Origin of the sequence: Cupriavidus gilardii, from assembly GCF_017598945.1 — a bacterium.
Taxonomy (GTDB): domain Bacteria; phylum Pseudomonadota; class Gammaproteobacteria; order Burkholderiales; family Burkholderiaceae; genus Cupriavidus; species Cupriavidus gilardii_E.
Genome location: NZ_JAGFTW010000038.1, coordinates 67,919 through 83,871, shown reverse-complemented (window position 1 = coordinate 83,871; position 15,953 = coordinate 67,919). Strand labels below are relative to the sequence as shown.

The window sequence follows — 15,953 nt, the reverse complement described above, 5'->3', positions numbered from 1 at the left end:
CCTTCGGCATCGGGCGAACGCCTGTCTCTCAACTTCCAGCGCGTCGATATCCGGGCGCTGCTGCAGGTCTTCGCGGACTTCACCGATCTGAACGTGGTCGCCAGCGACAGCGTGCAGGGCAATCTGACGCTGCGGCTCAAGGACGTGCCATGGGAGCAGGCGCTGCGCATCGTGCTCGATGCCAAGGGACTGGCGTCGCGGCGCGAAGGCAATGTGCTGTGGGTCGCGCCGCGCGCCGAACTGGCGGCCCGCGACCGGCAGGAACTGGAGGCGCGGCAGCAACTGGCCGATCTGGAGCCGGTCGGCAGCCAGGTGTTCCAGCTGAACTATCAGCGTGCCGACGATGTCCGCCGGCTGCTGCTCGGCAGCGGAGCCGCCGCGCCCGCGGCGAGCCCCGGCGCGTATGGCGGGCAACAGGGATCGCAGCATGGGCAGGCCGCATCGTCGGTCCGCCTGCTGTCCCGCCGCGGCAGCCTGACCGCGGACGCCCGTACCAATCAGCTGTTCGTCTCGGACCTGCCGGAGCGGCTGCAGCAGATCGCCGAATTTCTGGCCCGCATCGACGTGCCGGTGCGGCAGGTCATCATCGAGGCCCGCATCGTCGAGGCCGACGACAAGTTCAGCCGCAATCTGGGCGTCAAACTGGGCTTTGCCGCGCAGTACGGCCACGGCCGCGTCGGCGATACCTTGCCGAACGTGCTGCCCGGCGCGGCGGGCGAGCCCGGGCCCTTGCTCAGTCTGCCGGCCGGCGCGCTGCATGGCGCCGATCCCGGCCATCTGGCGGTCAGCCTGTTCAACAGCGCCGCCAGCCGTTTCGTCGCGCTGGAGCTGTCGGCGCTCGAGGCCGATGGCAAGGGCAAGATCGTGTCGAGCCCGCGCGTGGTGACCACCAACAATATCAAGGCGCTGATCGAGCAGGGCACCGAGCTGCCCTATCAGGCCGCGACCTCCAGCGGCGCGACCTCGGTGCAGTTCCGCAAGGCCAATCTGAAGCTGGAGGTGACGCCGCAGATCACGCCCGAGGGCCAGGTGCTGCTCGATGTCGACGTCAGCAAGGACAGCGTCGGCGTGCAGACCACGCAGGGCTTCGCCATCGATACCAAGCACGTGCAGACGCAGGTGCTGCTCGAGAACGGCGGCACCGCGGTGATCGGCGGCATCTATACGCGCGCCGAGCGCGGCGACGCGGCCAAGGTGCCGCTGCTGGGCGATATCCCGGTGCTTGGCAGGCTGTTCGGCAGCCGCTCGGTCTGGCGCGATCGCACCGAGCTCCTGGTCTTCCTGACGCCGCGCATCCTGCACGATGCCGTCTCGCCGGTCCGCCGCCATTCGCACGCCCCGCTCGGCGGGATGCAGTAGACTGAGGCCCGCCATGCGAGGCAGCCACGCGCATGCGGCAGGATCCGGCAAATCTGGCCGCCGATTTGCCGTCTGTGCCGGCCGCGCGCCTGCACGGGTCTTGCCCCGCCGGGCCCGACATAAGAAGATGATGCCGTTTCCAACCCGCGAGCCGCCTGCAGAGCGCCGATCGGCTCGCCGCGAATCCGTGACCGCTTCCCGCCCGAACCTTTTTTTCGTCGGCCTGATGGGCGCCGGCAAGACCACTGTCGGCCGCACCGTGGCCCGCCGCCTCGGCTATGCCTTCTTCGATTCCGACCATGAGATCGAGGCCCGCTGCGGCGTGCGCATCCCGGTGATCTTCGATCACGAAGGGGAGAGCGGCTTTCGCGACCGCGAGGCGCAGATGATCGACGAACTGACGCAGCGCGAGGGCATCGTGCTGGCGACCGGCGGCGGCGCGGTGCTGCGGCCGGAGAACCGCAGCCGGCTGAAGGCGCGCGGCACCGTGGTCTATCTGCGCGCCAGCCCGCACGACCTGTGGCTGCGCACGCGGCACGACCGCAACCGGCCGCTGCTGCAGACGCAGGACCCGAAGGGGCGACTGGAGGCGCTGTACGCCGAGCGCGACCCGCTTTATCGCGAGGTCGCCGATTTCGTCATCGAGACCGGCAAGCCCTCGGTAGCCCAGCTTGCTAATATGGTGCTGATGCAACTCGAGATGTCCGGCTGGATCGCTGCGGCGGCCGGCGGTGCCGATGCCCATCCCCATACCGATGCCGACGCGGAGGCCAATGCCGACGCCGCGCCGTCGCAAGATACCAAGACCGATGATCACGCTTGAAGTCGACCTGGGAGAGCGCAGCTATCCCATCCATATCGGCGCCGGCCTGCTGGACCGCGCTGAAGTGTTGGCCCCTCTGTTGGCCCCCCATATCCGTGGCCGCCATGCCGTCATTGTCACCAACGAGACCGTCGGGCCGCTGTATGCGGCGCGGGTCGAGGCCACGCTGACGAGTCTGGGCAAGACCGTGCGTACGGTGACGCTGCCCGACGGCGAGTCCTTCAAGCACTGGCAGACGCTGAACCTGATCTTCGACGCGCTGCTCGGCGCCGGCGCCGACCGCAAGACCACGCTGATCGCGCTGGGCGGCGGCGTGGTCGGCGACATGACCGGGTTTGCCGCAGCCTGCTACATGCGCGGCGTGCCGTTCGTGCAGATGCCGACGACGCTGCTGGCCCAGGTCGATTCGTCGGTGGGCGGCAAGACCGGCATCAATCATCCGCTCGGCAAGAACATGATCGGCGCCTTCCACCAGCCGCAGGCGGTCATCGCCGATATCGGCACGCTGAAGACGCTGCCGCCGCGCGAGCTGGCCGCAGGCCTGGCCGAGGTCATCAAGCACGGCGCGATCGCCGATGCCGACTACTTCGGCTGGATCGAGCAGCATATCGGCGCGCTCAACAACTGCGACGCCGACCTGCTGGCGCTGGCGGTGCAGCGCTCCTGCGAGATCAAGGCCGCGGTCGTGGCGGCCGACGAGCGCGAGGGCGGCATCCGCGCCACGCTCAATTTCGGCCATACCTTCGGCCATGCGATCGAGGCCGGCATGGGCTACGGCCAGTGGCTGCACGGCGAGGCGGTGGGCTGCGGCATGGTGATGGCCGCGGACCTGTCGCTGCGGCTCGGCTTCATCGACATCGAGACGCGCTCGCGCATCGAGCGCCTGGTGGCCGCCGCGATGCTGCCGGTGGTGGCGCCGGACCTGGGCGTCGATCGCTATATCGAACTGATGAAGGTCGACAAGAAGGCCGAGGCCGGCCAGATCAAGTTCATCCTGCTCAGGAAGCTCGGCGAGGCGCTGATCACCAGCGTGCCCGACGCCGATCTGCGCAGCACGCTGCAGCATGCCGTATTGAAACGTCCCGTCGAGGCACCGGTCGCGTAAGCGCTCGGCCATGCCTCGCAACCCTCAGACGATGCCCGCATCGCCCAACCGGATTGCCGCATGACCGACCTCGAAAGCCATCTCGCTCCCTATGCCGCGCACTCGGCGCAGTCGCGCGGGCGTGTCCATGTCGAACCGGCGTCGTCCTCGCGCAGCGAATTCCAGCGCGACCGCGACCGCGTGATCCACAGCACCGCGTTCCGCCGGCTCGAATACAAGACGCAGGTATTCGTCAATCACGAGGGCGACCTGTTTCGCACGCGGCTGACGCATAGCCTCGAGGTGGCGCAGATCGCGCGGTCGATTGCCCGCAACCTGCGGCTGAACGAGGATCTGGTCGAAGCGATCTCGCTGGCGCACGACCTCGGCCACACGCCGTTCGGCCACGCCGGGCAGGACGCGCTCAATGCCTGCATGAAGAACCACGGCGGCTTCGAGCACAACCTGCAGAGCCTGCTGGTCGTCGACGAACTGGAAGAGCGCTACGGCGGCTTCAACGGCCTGAACCTGACCTTCGAGACGCGCGAAGGCATCCTCAAACACTGCTCGCGCGTCAACGCGGCCGCGCTCGGCGAGCTCGGGCGGCGCTTTCTCGAGGGCACGCAGCCGTCGCTGGAGGCGCAGCTGGCGAATCTGGCCGACGAGATCGCCTACAACAACCACGATATCGACGACGGCCTGCGCTCGGGGCTGCTGACGCTGGAACAGATGGACGAGGTGCCGATGTGGGGCCGCCATCGCGCCGAAGCGTTGGCGGCCTATCCGGGCATCAACGGCCGTCGGCTGATCAACGAGACGGTCCGCCGCATGATCAACACGCTGATCGTCGATCTGATCGAGACGACCCAGCGCAATATTGCCGCGGCCCGGCCCGCCGACATCGACGCGGTGCGCGCCGCCGGTCCGCTGGTCGCCTTCAGCCCGGCGGTCAGGGAAGAGGCGCAGGCGCTCAAGCGCTTCCTGTTCCGCCACCTGTACCGTCACTACCTGGTGATGCGGATGTCGGCCAAGGCGCAGCGCATCATCACCGATCTGTTCGATGCCTTCATGGGCGATCCGCGCCTGCTGCCGCCGCAGTATCAGGCCTCGCACGGCGGCGACCAGCCGCGGCTGATCGCCCACTACATCGCCGGCATGACCGACCGCTACGCGATCCGGGAGCATCGGCGGATGTTCGCGGTCGGCGAGCAGAACTGAAGCGCCAAACGCCAGCAAGGGTTTTCTTCCCCTCTCCCGCAAGCGGGAGAGGGGAGCAACCCCGTGGTCTGGCAAGTCATCCTTAAGACAATAAAACAGGGACAGATCAGCTATCATCCCGCCATCGCTTTGACTCGATGGCGCCATGGCTCGACTTCCCCGCTTCTCTCCGACCGGCCTGCCGGCGCTGGTGTTGCAACGTGGCAACAACCGCCAGCCGGTCTTCCTCGGTCCCGACGACTACCGCTTCTACCTCGACTGCCTGCGTATGGCGGCGCGCGAGCACGATCTGGCGGTGCACGCCTACGGCCTGCGGCCGAACCATATCCATCTGGTGGCGACCCCCCGCCGCGACGACGCGCTGAGCCTGACCATGCAGGCGGTCGGCCGCCGCTACGCCCGTTACTTCAATCGCGTCGCCGACCGGACCGGCACGCTGTGGGAAGGGCGCTTCCGTTCGGCCGTGCTGGAAGCCGACACCTGGCTGCTGCCGGCGATGCTCTACGTCGAAGGCAACGCGGTCCGCGCCGGCGAGGCCAACACGCCGGACGAGGACAAATGGAGCAGCCACCGCCATCACGTCGGCCTCGAAGCCAGCCCATTTGTGAGCGATCACTCTGCCTATTGGGCGCTTGGCAACACGCCTTTCGAACGCCAGTCTCGCTACCAGTCGCTGGCGGCGGAAGGGCTGTCGTCGTCGACGCTGGCCGTGCTGCGCAAGCACGCGCACAGCGGCTGGCCGCTCGGCAGCGAAGCCTTCTTGCGGGGCCTGGAGCGCTACGGGGAACGCCGGGTGAAGCCGCTGCCGAAGGGGCGGCCCAAACGCGTCGCGACGGACGGAGAGGCGGTGCAACCCTGATGACCGCAGCGGCAACAGCGAACCGATTCCGGTGCACCTAAATAGTGCGATATTAATGTGTCCCCATTAAATACCCCTCACCAAAACAGGGCATGGGTTAATATGATCTGACCCCATTTTATTTTTTTGCGGGCATCGGACGATTCTTTTATATTTGCTCCACCCACATTCATTGTGCGGCGCGTCACGTCCTGTGTACGCCGCTGCGGTCCCATCGCCTGCGAACCCCCGTCCGACCCGATCCGGACCGCACGCGAACGCCGTTTCGGCCGATGCCACACGAGGCGCGCAGCCCTCACCGGAATCGAAGCCCGTGGACCAACCGCAAATCCCGTCGGCCGAGCAGGCCCAGCAGCAGATGGCCTCGCAGGGTCAGCTGCCCGCCGAGCGCCCGCAGGCGCAAGGCATGTACGACCCCGCCAACGAGCATGACGCCTGCGGCGTCGGCATGGTCGCCCATATCAAGGGCAAGAAGAGCCACGAGATCGTGCTGCAGGGCCTGAAGATCCTGGAAAACCTGGATCACCGGGGCGCGGTGGGCGCCGACCACCTGATGGGCGACGGCGCGGGCATCCTGATCCAGATCCCCGACCAGTTCTATCGCGAGGAAATGGCCAGGCAGGGCGTGACCCTGCCGCCGGCCGGCGAATACGGCGTCGGCATGATCTTCCTGCCGAAGGAGCATGCGTCGCGCCTGGCCTGCGAACAGGAGCTCGAACGCACCGTCCGCCTGGAAGGCCAGGTCGTGCTGGGCTGGCGCGACGTGCCGGTCGACGCGACGATGCCGATGTCGCCGACCGTGCGCAAGACCGAGCCGGTGATCCGCCAGATCTTCATCGGCCGCGGCCGCGACATCATGACGACGGACGCGCTGGAGCGGAAGCTGTACGTAATCCGCAAGACCGCGAGCCACGCCATCCAGGCGCTCAAGCTCAAGCACGGCAAGGAATACTTCGTGCCGTCGATGTCGGCGCGCACCGTGGTCTACAAGGGCCTGCTGCTGGCCAACCAGGTCGGCCAGTACTACCGCGACCTGCAGGACCCGCGCGCCGTGTCGGCGCTGGCGCTGGTCCACCAACGCTTCTCGACCAACACCTTCCCGGCGTGGGAGCTGGCGCACCCGTACCGCATGGTGGCCCACAACGGCGAAATCAACACCGTCAAGGGCAACGTCAACTGGATCAACGCGCGCACCGGCGCGATCTCGTCTCCGGTGCTGGGCGACGATCTGCCCAAGCTGTGGCCGCTGATCTATCCGGGCCAGTCCGATACCGCGTCGTTCGACAACTGCCTCGAGCTGCTGACGATGGCCGGCTATCCGCTGGTCCACGCGATGATGATGATGATTCCGGAAGCGTGGGAGCAGCACACGCTGATGGACGACAACCGCCGCGCCTTCTACGAGTACCACGCCGCGATGATGGAGCCGTGGGACGGCCCCGCGGCGATCTGCTTTACCGACGGCCGCCAGATCGGCGCGACGCTCGACCGCAACGGCCTGCGTCCGGCGCGCTTCTACGTGACCGAGGACGACGTCGTGGTGCTGGCCTCCGAGGCCGGCGTGCTGCCGTTCCCCGAGTCGCGCGTGGTGCAGAAGTGGCGCCTGCAGCCGGGCAAGATGTTCCTGATCGATATGGAGCAGGGCCGCATCATCGACGACAAGGAACTGAAGGACAACCTGGCCAACGCCAAGCCGTACAAGAGCTGGATCGACGCCGTGCGCATCAAGCTCGACGAGATCGACGCGAAGCCCGAGGACGTCGCCTCCGAGCAGAAGCCGGCGGCCAAGCTGCTGGACCGCCAGCAGGCGTTCGGCTTCACGCAGGAGGACGTCAAGTTCCTGATGGCGCCGATGGCGCTGTCCGGCGAAGAGGCGACCGGCTCGATGGGCAACGACTCGCCGCTGGCCGTGCTGTCGTCGAAGAACAAGACGCTGTACCACTACTTCAAGCAGCTGTTCGCCCAGGTCACCAACCCGCCGATCGACCCGATCCGCGAGAACATGGTGATGTCGCTGGTGTCCTTCATCGGGCCGAAGCCGAACCTGCTCGAGCTGAACAACATCAACCCGCCGATGCGTCTTGAAGTATCCCAGCCGGTGCTGGACTTCAAGGACATCGCCAAGATCCGCAACATCGAGCACTACACCGGCGGCAAGTTCCGCTCGTACGAGCTCGACATCTGCTATCCGGCGCAGTGGGGCAAGGAAGGCATCGAGGCGCGCCTGGCCTCGCTGTGCGCCGAGGCCGTCGATGCGGTGAGATCCGGCTACAACATCCTGATCGTGTCGGACCGCCGCGTCGATCCGTCGCACGTCGCGATCCCGGCGCTGCTGGCCACCTCGGCCATCCATCACCACCTGGTGGAGAAGGGCCTGCGCACCTCCACCGGCCTGGTGGTCGAGACCGGCTCGGCGCGGGAGGTCCATCACTTCGCGCTGCTGGCCGGCTACGGCGCCGAGGCGGTGCACCCGTATCTGGCAATGGAAACGCTGGCCGAGATGGCCGGTGGCCTGTCGGGCGACCTGTCGGCCGAGAAGGCGATCAAGAACTTCATCAAGGCGATCGGCAAGGGCCTGCAGAAGGTGATGTCCAAGATGGGCATCTCGACCTACATGTCGTACACCGGCGCGCAGATCTTCGAGGCCATCGGCCTGTCGCGCGAGCTGGTGCAGAAGTACTTCCACGGTACCGCGTCGAACGTCGAGGGCATCGGCATCTTCGAGGTCGCCGAGGAAGCGCTGCGCCTGCACCGCGACGCCTTCGGCGACAGCCCGGTGCTGGAGACCATGCTCGACGCCGGCGGCGAATATGCGTTCCGCGTCCGCGGCGAAGAGCATATGTGGACCCCGGACTCGATCGCCAAGCTGCAGCACTCGGTGCGTGCCAACGAAGGGCAGGGCGCGTACCAGACCTACAAGGAATACGCGAACCTGATCAACGACCAGAGCCGCCGCCACATGACGCTGCGCGGCCTGTTCGAATTCAAGGTCGATCCGGCCAAGGCGATTCCGCTGGAGGAAGTCGAGCCGGCCAAGGAAATCGTCAAGCGCTTCGCCACCGGCGCGATGTCGCTCGGCTCGATCTCCACCGAGGCGCACACCACGCTGGCGATCGCGATGAACCGCATCGGCGGCAAGTCGAACACCGGCGAGGGCGGCGAGGACGAGAAGCGCTATCGCAACGAGCTGCGCGGCATTCCGATCAAGAACGGCGACACCCTCAAGAGCCTGCTCGGCGACGACGTGGTCGAGCGCGACATCGAACTGAAGGACGGCGATTCGCTGCGCTCGAAGATCAAGCAGGTCGCCTCCGGCCGGTTTGGCGTGACCGCCGAATACCTGGCCTCGGCCGACCAGATCCAGATCAAGATGGCGCAGGGCGCCAAGCCCGGCGAGGGCGGCCAGCTGCCCGGCCACAAGGTATCGGACTACATCGGCAAGCTGCGTTACTCGGTGCCGGGCGTCGGCCTGATCTCGCCGCCGCCGCACCATGACATCTACTCGATCGAGGATCTGGCGCAGCTGATCCACGACCTGAAGAACGTCAATCCCCAGGCCGACATCTCGGTCAAGCTGGTGTCCGAAGTGGGCGTCGGCACGGTCGCGGCCGGCGTGGCCAAGGCCAAGGCCGACCACGTGGTGATCGCCGGCCATGACGGCGGCACCGGCGCCTCGCCGTGGTCGTCGATCAAGCATGCCGGCACGCCGTGGGAGCTGGGCCTGGCCGAGACGCAGCAGACGCTGATGCTCAACGGCCTGCGCAACCGCATCCGCGTGCAGGCCGACGGCCAGATGAAGACCGGCCGCGACGTCGTGATCGGCGCGCTGCTGGGCGCAGACGAGTTCGGCTTCGCCACCGCGCCGCTGGTCGCCGAGGGCTGCATCATGATGCGCAAGTGCCATCTGAACACCTGCCCGGTCGGCGTCGCCACGCAGGATCCGGTGCTGCGCAAGAAATTCCAGGGCAAGCCCGAGCACGTCGTCAATTTCTTCTTCTTCGTCGCCGAGGAAGCGCGCGAGATCATGGCGCAGCTGGGCATCCGCACCTTCGACGAGCTGATCGGCCGTGCCGACCTGCTCGACACCCGTGGCGGCATCGAGCACTGGAAGGCGCGCGGCCTGGACTTCTCGCGGATCTTCTACCAGCCGCCGTTCCCGGGCGATCAGCCGCGTTTCCACACCGATACGCAGGACCACGGCCTGGCGCCGGAATCGGGCAAGGCGCTCGACCACGTGCTGATTGCCAAGTCGCGCGCGGCGATCGACAAGGGTGAGCGCGTGTCGTTCATCCAGCCGATCAAGAACGTCAACCGCACCGTCGGCGCGATGCTGTCGGGCGTGGTGGCGCGCCAGTACGGCCATGAGGGCCTGCCGGACGACACCATCCACATCCAGCTGCAGGGCACCGCCGGCCAGTCGTTCGGCGCGTTCCTGGCGCACGGCATCACGCTGGACTTGGTCGGCGACGCCAACGACTACGTCGGCAAGGGCCTGTCGGGCGGCCGCGTGATCGTGCGCACGCCGCACGAGTTCCGCGGCGATCCGACCCGCAACATCATCGTCGGCAATACCGTGCTGTACGGCGCGATCGCGGGCGAGGCCTTCTTCAACGGCGTGGCGGGCGAGCGCTTCGCGGTGCGCAACTCGGGCGCCGTCGCAGTGGTCGAGGGCACCGGCGACCATGGCTGCGAGTACATGACCGGCGGTACCGTGGTGGTGCTGGGCGCCACCGGCCGCAACTTCGCGGCCGGCATGTCGGGCGGCGTGGCCTACGTCTATGACGAGGACGGTCTGTTCGACAAGCGTTGCAACACCTCGATGGTCGCGCTCGAAGCAGTACTGGGCGCCGCCGACCAGGAGAAGGGGCAGAGCGCTGCCAGCTGGCACAAGTTCGGCGGCAAGCGCCAGCTGGACGAGGTAATCCTGCGCGGCCTGATCGAGCAGCACTTCCGTTTCACTGGCTCGGAGCGCGCCAAGGCGCTGCTGTCGGACTGGACCACGGCGCGCCGCAAGTTCGTCAAGGTCTTCCCGACCGAGTACAAGCGGGCGCTGGGCGAGATGTACGCCAAGGAACAGGCCGCGCGCGACAGCGACCGCGAGGCGATCGCCGCCTGAGCGCAGGCAGTTCGGCCAGGACGGCGCCGGGCTGGTCCCCGCCGTCCACCACACCACAATGACCTCACAACGGGGCGCGCGCGTGTCGCGCTGCGCCCCGAGCACAACCCAAGGAAGCGACATGGGCAAGGCGACTGGCTTTCTCGAATTTCCGCGCCAGAGCGAGAGTTACGAACCGGCACCGAAGCGGGTCCGGCATTACAAGGAATTCGTATTCCGGCTGAGCGACAACGAAGCCAAGGTGCAGGGCGCGCGCTGCATGGACTGCGGCATTCCGTTCTGCAACAACGGGTGCCCGGTCAACAACATCATCCCGGACTTCAACGACCTGGTGTATCGCCAGGACTGGAAGTCGGCGATCGACGTGCTGCACCAGACCAACAACTTCCCCGAGTTCACCGGCCGCATCTGCCCGGCACCGTGCGAGGCCGCCTGCACGCTGGGCATCAACGAGGACCCGGTCGGCATCAAGTCGATCGAGCGTGCGATCGGCGACAAGGCCTGGGAAGAGGATTGGGTCAAGCCGCAGCCGCCGCAGCACAAGACCGGCAAGACGGTGGCCGTGGTCGGCTCGGGCCCGGCGGGCCTGGCCGCCGCGCAGCAGCTGGCGCGTGCCGGCCACGATGTCACGGTGTTCGAGAAGAACGACCGCATCGGCGGCCTGCTGCGCTACGGCATCCCCGACTTCAAGCTGGAGAAGACGCTGATCGACCGCCGCATGGCGCAGATGCAGGCCGAGGGCGTGACCTTCCGCGCCGGCGTGATGGTGACCGACGGCAAGCTGCCGGCCGGCATCAAGAACTACGCGCGCGAAACCATCTCGGCGCAGGAGCTGATGGACCAGTTCGACGCGGTCGTGCTGGCCGGCGGCGCCGAAGTGCCGCGCGATCTGCCGGTGCCGGGCCGCGATCTGCAGGGCGTGCATTTCGCGCTGGAATTCCTGATTCCGCAGAACAAGGAAGTGGCCGGCGACGGCCCCAACGAGATCCGCGCCGACGGCAAGCACGTCGTGGTGATCGGCGGCGGCGACACGGGTTCCGATTGCGTCGGCACCTCGAATCGCCATGGCGCGGTGTCGGTGACCCAGTTCGAGCTGCTGCCGCAGCCGCCGGAAGAAGAGAACAAGCCGCTGGTGTGGCCGTACTGGCCGATCAAGCTGCGCACCTCGTCGTCGCACGAGGAAGGCTGCGAGCGCGACTGGTCGGTGGCGACCAAGGAATTCATCGGCGAGAACGGCAAGGTCACCGCGCTGAAGGCCTGCCGCGTCGAATGGAAGGACGGCAAGATGCAGGAAGTGCCGGACAGCGAGTTCGTGCTGAAGGCCGACCTGGTGCTGCTGGCGATGGGCTTCACCAACCCGGTGGGCTCGATGCTGGAAGCGTTCGGCGTCGACACCGATGCGCGCAAGAACGCCAAGGCGTCGACCGAAGGCGGGCGCGCGTACTTCACCAATGTGCCCAAGGTGTTTGCCGCGGGCGACGTGCGCCGCGGCCAGTCGCTGGTGGTCTGGGCGATCCGCGAAGGCCGCCAGGCCGCGCGCTCGGTCGATGCCTTCCTGATGGGGCATTCGGAACTGCCGCGCTGAAGTTGCGCTGGCGCGGGGGGAGGCGCTGGTTGCCCTCTCCCCCGGCCCCTCTCCCGCACGCGGGAGAGGGGAGCAAACCGGCAGCCTTGTGCCGCTGATGGTGTTCTCCCTCTCCCGCTTGCGGGAGAGGGCCGGGGAGAGGGCAGCGGCGTACCTCATGCCACCGCCACCCGACACTACTCCCCGATCTCCTTCCCCATCACCACCGCCCCCTCCCCATAGCGCGACAGCTTCGTCGCCGCTTCCCCGGCAAGCGTCACCGGCGCATATCCCATCCCCTGCCACCAGCGCGCCGCGCTCTGTACCGCGATCAGCCGCGAGCAGCGCAGGCCGGCCCGCATCGCGCCGTGCCGCGCCTTCGCATACAGCCGTTTCGCCAGGCCTTGCCCCTGTCCGGCAGGCGCGACCCCCATGTCGTGGATGAACCAGGTCAGCGGCGTCCGGCCCGCGGCGACACCGTGTTCCGGCAGTACGCCGTCGAGCGACGGCAGCGTCTCGCGCGGCCATGGGTGGGTCAGCAGATAGGCGGCGAGCCGCTGCGGCGCGTCGGCGTGCGCGGCGACCCAGCATAGCGTCGGCGCCAGCGCCAGGCGGCTTGCCAGCGCGTCGGCCGATTCGATCAGTTCGGGGCGGTAGCACTGCGCCTGTACCGCCAGCACTTCGGGCAGGTCGGCCGCCGCCATCGGCCGCAACAGGAATTCGGACATGGCGCGGATTATAGGGCGGCACAGCGCAGTGCCGCGCCATGTGCGTCGGGGTTGACCCGGCTATGGTTAACGCGGTCTGTGCTGGCCGGAACCGACTCCGTACAATCGGCCAGAGCAAGAACAACGCTGCCTCGCTCACCCCTGTCAGCCAATCCAGGCGCCCCGCCAGCGCGGCGCCCCGGAGGATCTTGATGCCCGAAGTACGCATGCTTGCGCGGCTTTGGCGAGGTAAGGCGACGTTGCACTTCCCCGCCGTGACGGCGACCGGCGCGCGCGATGCACGACCGGGCGCGGCGTCAGGCCCCAGGCGCGCGGTGGTTCCGATGTGCTTTCTGTCGTGCCTTCTGTCGGCCGTCCTCATCCCGGCCAGCGGCGCGCTGGCCGCTGGCTCTGCCTCTGCCGCGGCACCGGCCGCCACCGCGGGGCGCTCCGCCTCGATGTCCTTCCCCGCCCGCCCGATGCGCCTGGTGGTGCCGTTTCCCGCCGGCGGCGTGCCGGACGCCATTGCCCGGACCCTCGCCGAGAAGCTGACCGCCAGGCTTGGCGTGCCGGTCGAGGTCGACAATCGCCCCAGCGCCAACGGCACCACCGCCGGCGATGTGGTCGCCAAGGCCAGTTCCGACGGCCACACGCTGCTGCTGCACCAGTCCACCATGCTGATCCAGTCCGGCGTGGAGCCGCTGCCCTACGACGTCGTCCGCGATTTCACGCCGGTGGCGCGCGTGGCGGCGATGCCGCTGTTCCTGGTGATCGACGCGCGGCTGCCGATGCGCACGCCGCAGCAGTGGGTCGCCGCGGTGCGGGCCAATCCCGGCGCCTACAGCGTCGGCACCGCCCAGGCCGGTACGCCGGCCCATCTGTACGCGGAATACGCGGTGCGCGGCATCCCGAACGGCGTGCCGCTGGTCACCGCCAAGGGCGAGGCCGCGCTGGTGCAGGAGATGCTGGCCGGCCGCATCAGCGCCTGTTTCTGCAATTTCGCCGCGGTTCAGCAGCATGTGCGCGAGGGCACGCTGCGGTTGCTCGGCGTGGCGGGCTCGGCGCGTTCTTCGCTAGCGCCCGGCGTGCCGACACTGCATGAGAGTGGACTGGACGGCTACGGCGCCGGGCCGTGGCTGGGCGTGCTGGCGCCGGCCAAGACGCCGCGCGCGATCGTGGCCAAGCTGGCCACGGTGCTGGACGAGGTGGTCCGGGAGGGGGATGTCGGGCGCCGGCTGGAATCGGTCGGGCTGACACCGCTGCGCGATTCGCCGGAGGCCTTCGCCACCTCGATCCGATCCGAATCGATCCAGTGGCAGGTGATTCTGCGCCAGGCGGGAAGGCCGGTGGAACCTTGACGGCGGGGGCGCCGGTCGGCGGCGTTTCCCGTCTTTCACTGCGGCTTGGGCCGGCTTTCCCAGCAGGCCGCGGCCGACAAATCCGCTTCGTCGCTCGATAGTGCACGTCGCGCTGCCATGCAGCATTTCATCGCGGGCGCATTGCCCGGCACGCGCACGGACGAGTATAGGTATTAGCACTTATAATGCCGACCGTCCCTAGCGATGCCAACGTGACTGAAACCACACCCAACCTCGTCGAGCTGCAAGCGGTCGACTTCGCCTACGCGGCGGGCGGCAAGCCCATCCTGTCGGGCCTGTCCATGCGGATCCCGCGTGGCAAGGTCGTCGCGGTCATGGGCGGCTCCGGCTGCGGCAAGACCACCGTGCTGCGGCTGATCGGCGGCCAGGTCCGGCCGCAGCGCGGCCATGTCCGCTTCGACGGCGCCGATATCCCGACGCTGGACCGCGCCGGCCTCTATGCGGCACGGCGGCAGATGGGCATGCTGTTCCAGTTCGGCGCGCTGTTTACCGATCTGTCGGTGTTCGACAACGTCGCCTTCCCGCTGCGGGAACACACCGACCTGCCCGAATCGATGATCCGCGATCTGGTGCTGATGAAGCTCAACGCGGTGGGCCTGCGCGGCGCGCGCGACCTGATGCCGGCGCAGATCTCGGGCGGCATGGCGCGCCGGGTGGCGCTGGCCCGCGCGATCGCGCTGGACCCCTCGCTGCTGATGTACGACGAGCCCTTTGCCGGGCTCGATCCGATTTCGCTGGGCCTGACCGCGCGCCTGATCCGCACGCTGAACGACGCGCTCGGCGCCACCACGATCATCGTGTCGCACGACGTGCACGAGACCTTCCAGATCGCCGACTACGTGTATTTCATCGCCGAAGGCCGCATCGCGGCGGAAGGGGAGCCCGACGCGCTGCGCGCCTCGACCGACCCCTTCGTCCACCAGTTCGTGCATGCCGAGGCCGATGGCCCGGTGCCGTTCCACTACGGCGGACCGTCGCTCGCCGAGGACTTCGTCGGCGGGGCGGGGCGGTGATGGGCGCGCTCTACAACGCCATCGCGATGATCGGCTCGGCGGTCCGCCAGACTGTCGAGGGGCTGGGCATGGCCACGCGGATGTTCTTCGCGATGCTCGGGATGTCGCCGTCGCTGCTGCGGCGCTTCCGGCTGGTGTCGGACCAGATCTTCTTCGTCGGCAACCTGTCGCTGGTGATCATCGCCGTGTCCGGCCTGTTCGTCGGCTTCGTGCTCGGCCTGCAGGGCTACTACACGCTGAACCGCTATGGCTCCGAACAGGCGCTGGGCCTGCTGGTGGCGCTGTCGCTGGTACGCGAACTCGGGCCGGTGGTGACCGCGCTGCTGTTCGCCGGACGCGCCGGCACCTCGCTGACCGCGGAGATCGGCCTGATGAAGGCCGGCGAGCAGCTGACCGCGATGGAAATGATGGCGGTGAACCCGCTGCAGCGCGTGGTGGCGCCGCGCTTCTGGGCCGGCGTGATCGCGATGCCGGTGCTGGCGGCGATCTTCAGCGCGGTCGGCATCCTCGGCGGCTACATCGTCGGCGTGCAGCTGATCGGCGTCGACGCCGGCGCCTTCTGGTCGCAGATGCAGGGCGGCGTCGATGTGCGCGACGACGTGCTGAACGGCGTCATCAAGAGCTTTATCTTCGGCATTGCCGTGACGTTTATCGCCTTGTACCAGGGCTACGAGGCCAAGCCGACGCCCGAGGGCGTGTCGCGCGCCACCACCCGCACCGTGGTGATCGCGTCGCTCGCCGTGCTGGGGCTCGATTTCCTGCTGACGGCGCTGATGTTCAGTACCTGAGCCCCGCATGGGCGCCGTCGCATCCCGCTGGTTGAACTAGAGA

10 protein-coding genes and 1 pseudogene are annotated in these 15,953 nt (G+C 67.9%); 10 read left to right on the top strand and 1 reads right to left on the bottom strand.

The window, feature by feature from the left end:
• Window positions 1-6: 6 nt before the first annotated feature.
• From J5T34_RS14085 to J5T34_RS14055, 7 genes and pseudogenes are all read left to right on the top strand, one after another.
• Window positions 7-1,359 (top strand): annotated as a pseudogene (locus J5T34_RS14085) (type IV pilus secretin PilQ); the annotation flags it as partial.
• 226 nt (window positions 1,360-1,585) lie between these two features.
• Entirely contained in the window at window positions 1,586-2,182 is a 597-nt protein-coding gene (locus J5T34_RS14080; protein ID WP_208580316.1) for a shikimate kinase, read from the top strand.
• The gene (aroB, locus tag J5T34_RS14075; RefSeq protein ID WP_208580283.1) at window positions 2,169-3,287 is read left to right on the top strand and encodes a 3-dehydroquinate synthase; all 1,119 of its coding nucleotides are present in this window, start codon (window positions 2,169-2,171) and stop codon (window positions 3,285-3,287) included. Before J5T34_RS14080 ends, aroB begins: the two co-directional genes overlap by 14 nt.
• Window positions 3,288-3,347: 60 nt before the next feature.
• The gene (locus tag J5T34_RS14070; protein ID WP_208580282.1) at window positions 3,348-4,484 is read left to right on the top strand and encodes a deoxyguanosinetriphosphate triphosphohydrolase; all 1,137 of its coding nucleotides are present in this window, start codon (window positions 3,348-3,350) and stop codon (window positions 4,482-4,484) included.
• 145 nt (window positions 4,485-4,629) lie between these two features.
• Window positions 4,630-5,343 (top strand): transposase, encoded by a 714-nt coding sequence (locus J5T34_RS14065; RefSeq protein ID WP_208580281.1) that lies wholly within the window; start codon window positions 4,630-4,632, stop codon window positions 5,341-5,343.
• Between the two features lie 358 nt (window positions 5,344-5,701).
• Complete coding sequence (locus J5T34_RS14060) at window positions 5,702-10,459, top strand: glutamate synthase-related protein (protein WP_244258906.1); 4,758 nt, start codon at window positions 5,702-5,704, stop codon at window positions 10,457-10,459.
• A 121-nt stretch (window positions 10,460-10,580) separates the two neighbouring features.
• The gene (locus J5T34_RS14055; protein ID WP_208580279.1) at window positions 10,581-12,044 is read left to right on the top strand and encodes a glutamate synthase subunit beta; all 1,464 of its coding nucleotides are present in this window, start codon (window positions 10,581-10,583) and stop codon (window positions 12,042-12,044) included.
• Window positions 12,045-12,220: 176 nt separating this feature from the next.
• Here J5T34_RS14055 and J5T34_RS14050 read toward each other — a convergent pair whose 3' ends face one another.
• Window positions 12,221-12,751, bottom strand: a complete 531-nt coding sequence (locus tag J5T34_RS14050; RefSeq protein WP_208580278.1) for a GNAT family N-acetyltransferase — start codon at window positions 12,749-12,751, stop codon at window positions 12,221-12,223.
• A gap of 191 nt (window positions 12,752-12,942) precedes the next feature.
• Here J5T34_RS14050 and J5T34_RS14045 point away from each other — a divergent pair, with 191 nt between their 5' ends.
• The 3 genes from J5T34_RS14045 (at window position 12,943) to mlaE (ending at window position 15,910) form a co-directional block, all read left to right on the top strand.
• A complete protein-coding gene (locus tag J5T34_RS14045) occupies window positions 12,943-14,088 on the top strand; it encodes a Bug family tripartite tricarboxylate transporter substrate binding protein (RefSeq protein WP_208580277.1) in 1,146 nt (381 codons plus the stop codon).
• A gap of 185 nt (window positions 14,089-14,273) precedes the next feature.
• Window positions 14,274-15,122 (top strand): ABC transporter ATP-binding protein, encoded by an 849-nt coding sequence (locus J5T34_RS14040; protein WP_244258901.1) that lies wholly within the window; start codon window positions 14,274-14,276, stop codon window positions 15,120-15,122.
• On the top strand, window positions 15,122-15,910 hold the full coding sequence (mlaE, locus tag J5T34_RS14035; RefSeq protein ID WP_244258900.1) for a lipid asymmetry maintenance ABC transporter permease subunit MlaE: 789 nt from the start codon (window positions 15,122-15,124) through the stop codon (window positions 15,908-15,910). Before J5T34_RS14040 ends, mlaE begins: the two co-directional genes overlap by 1 nt.
• The last annotated feature ends 43 nt before the right edge of the window (window positions 15,911-15,953 follow it).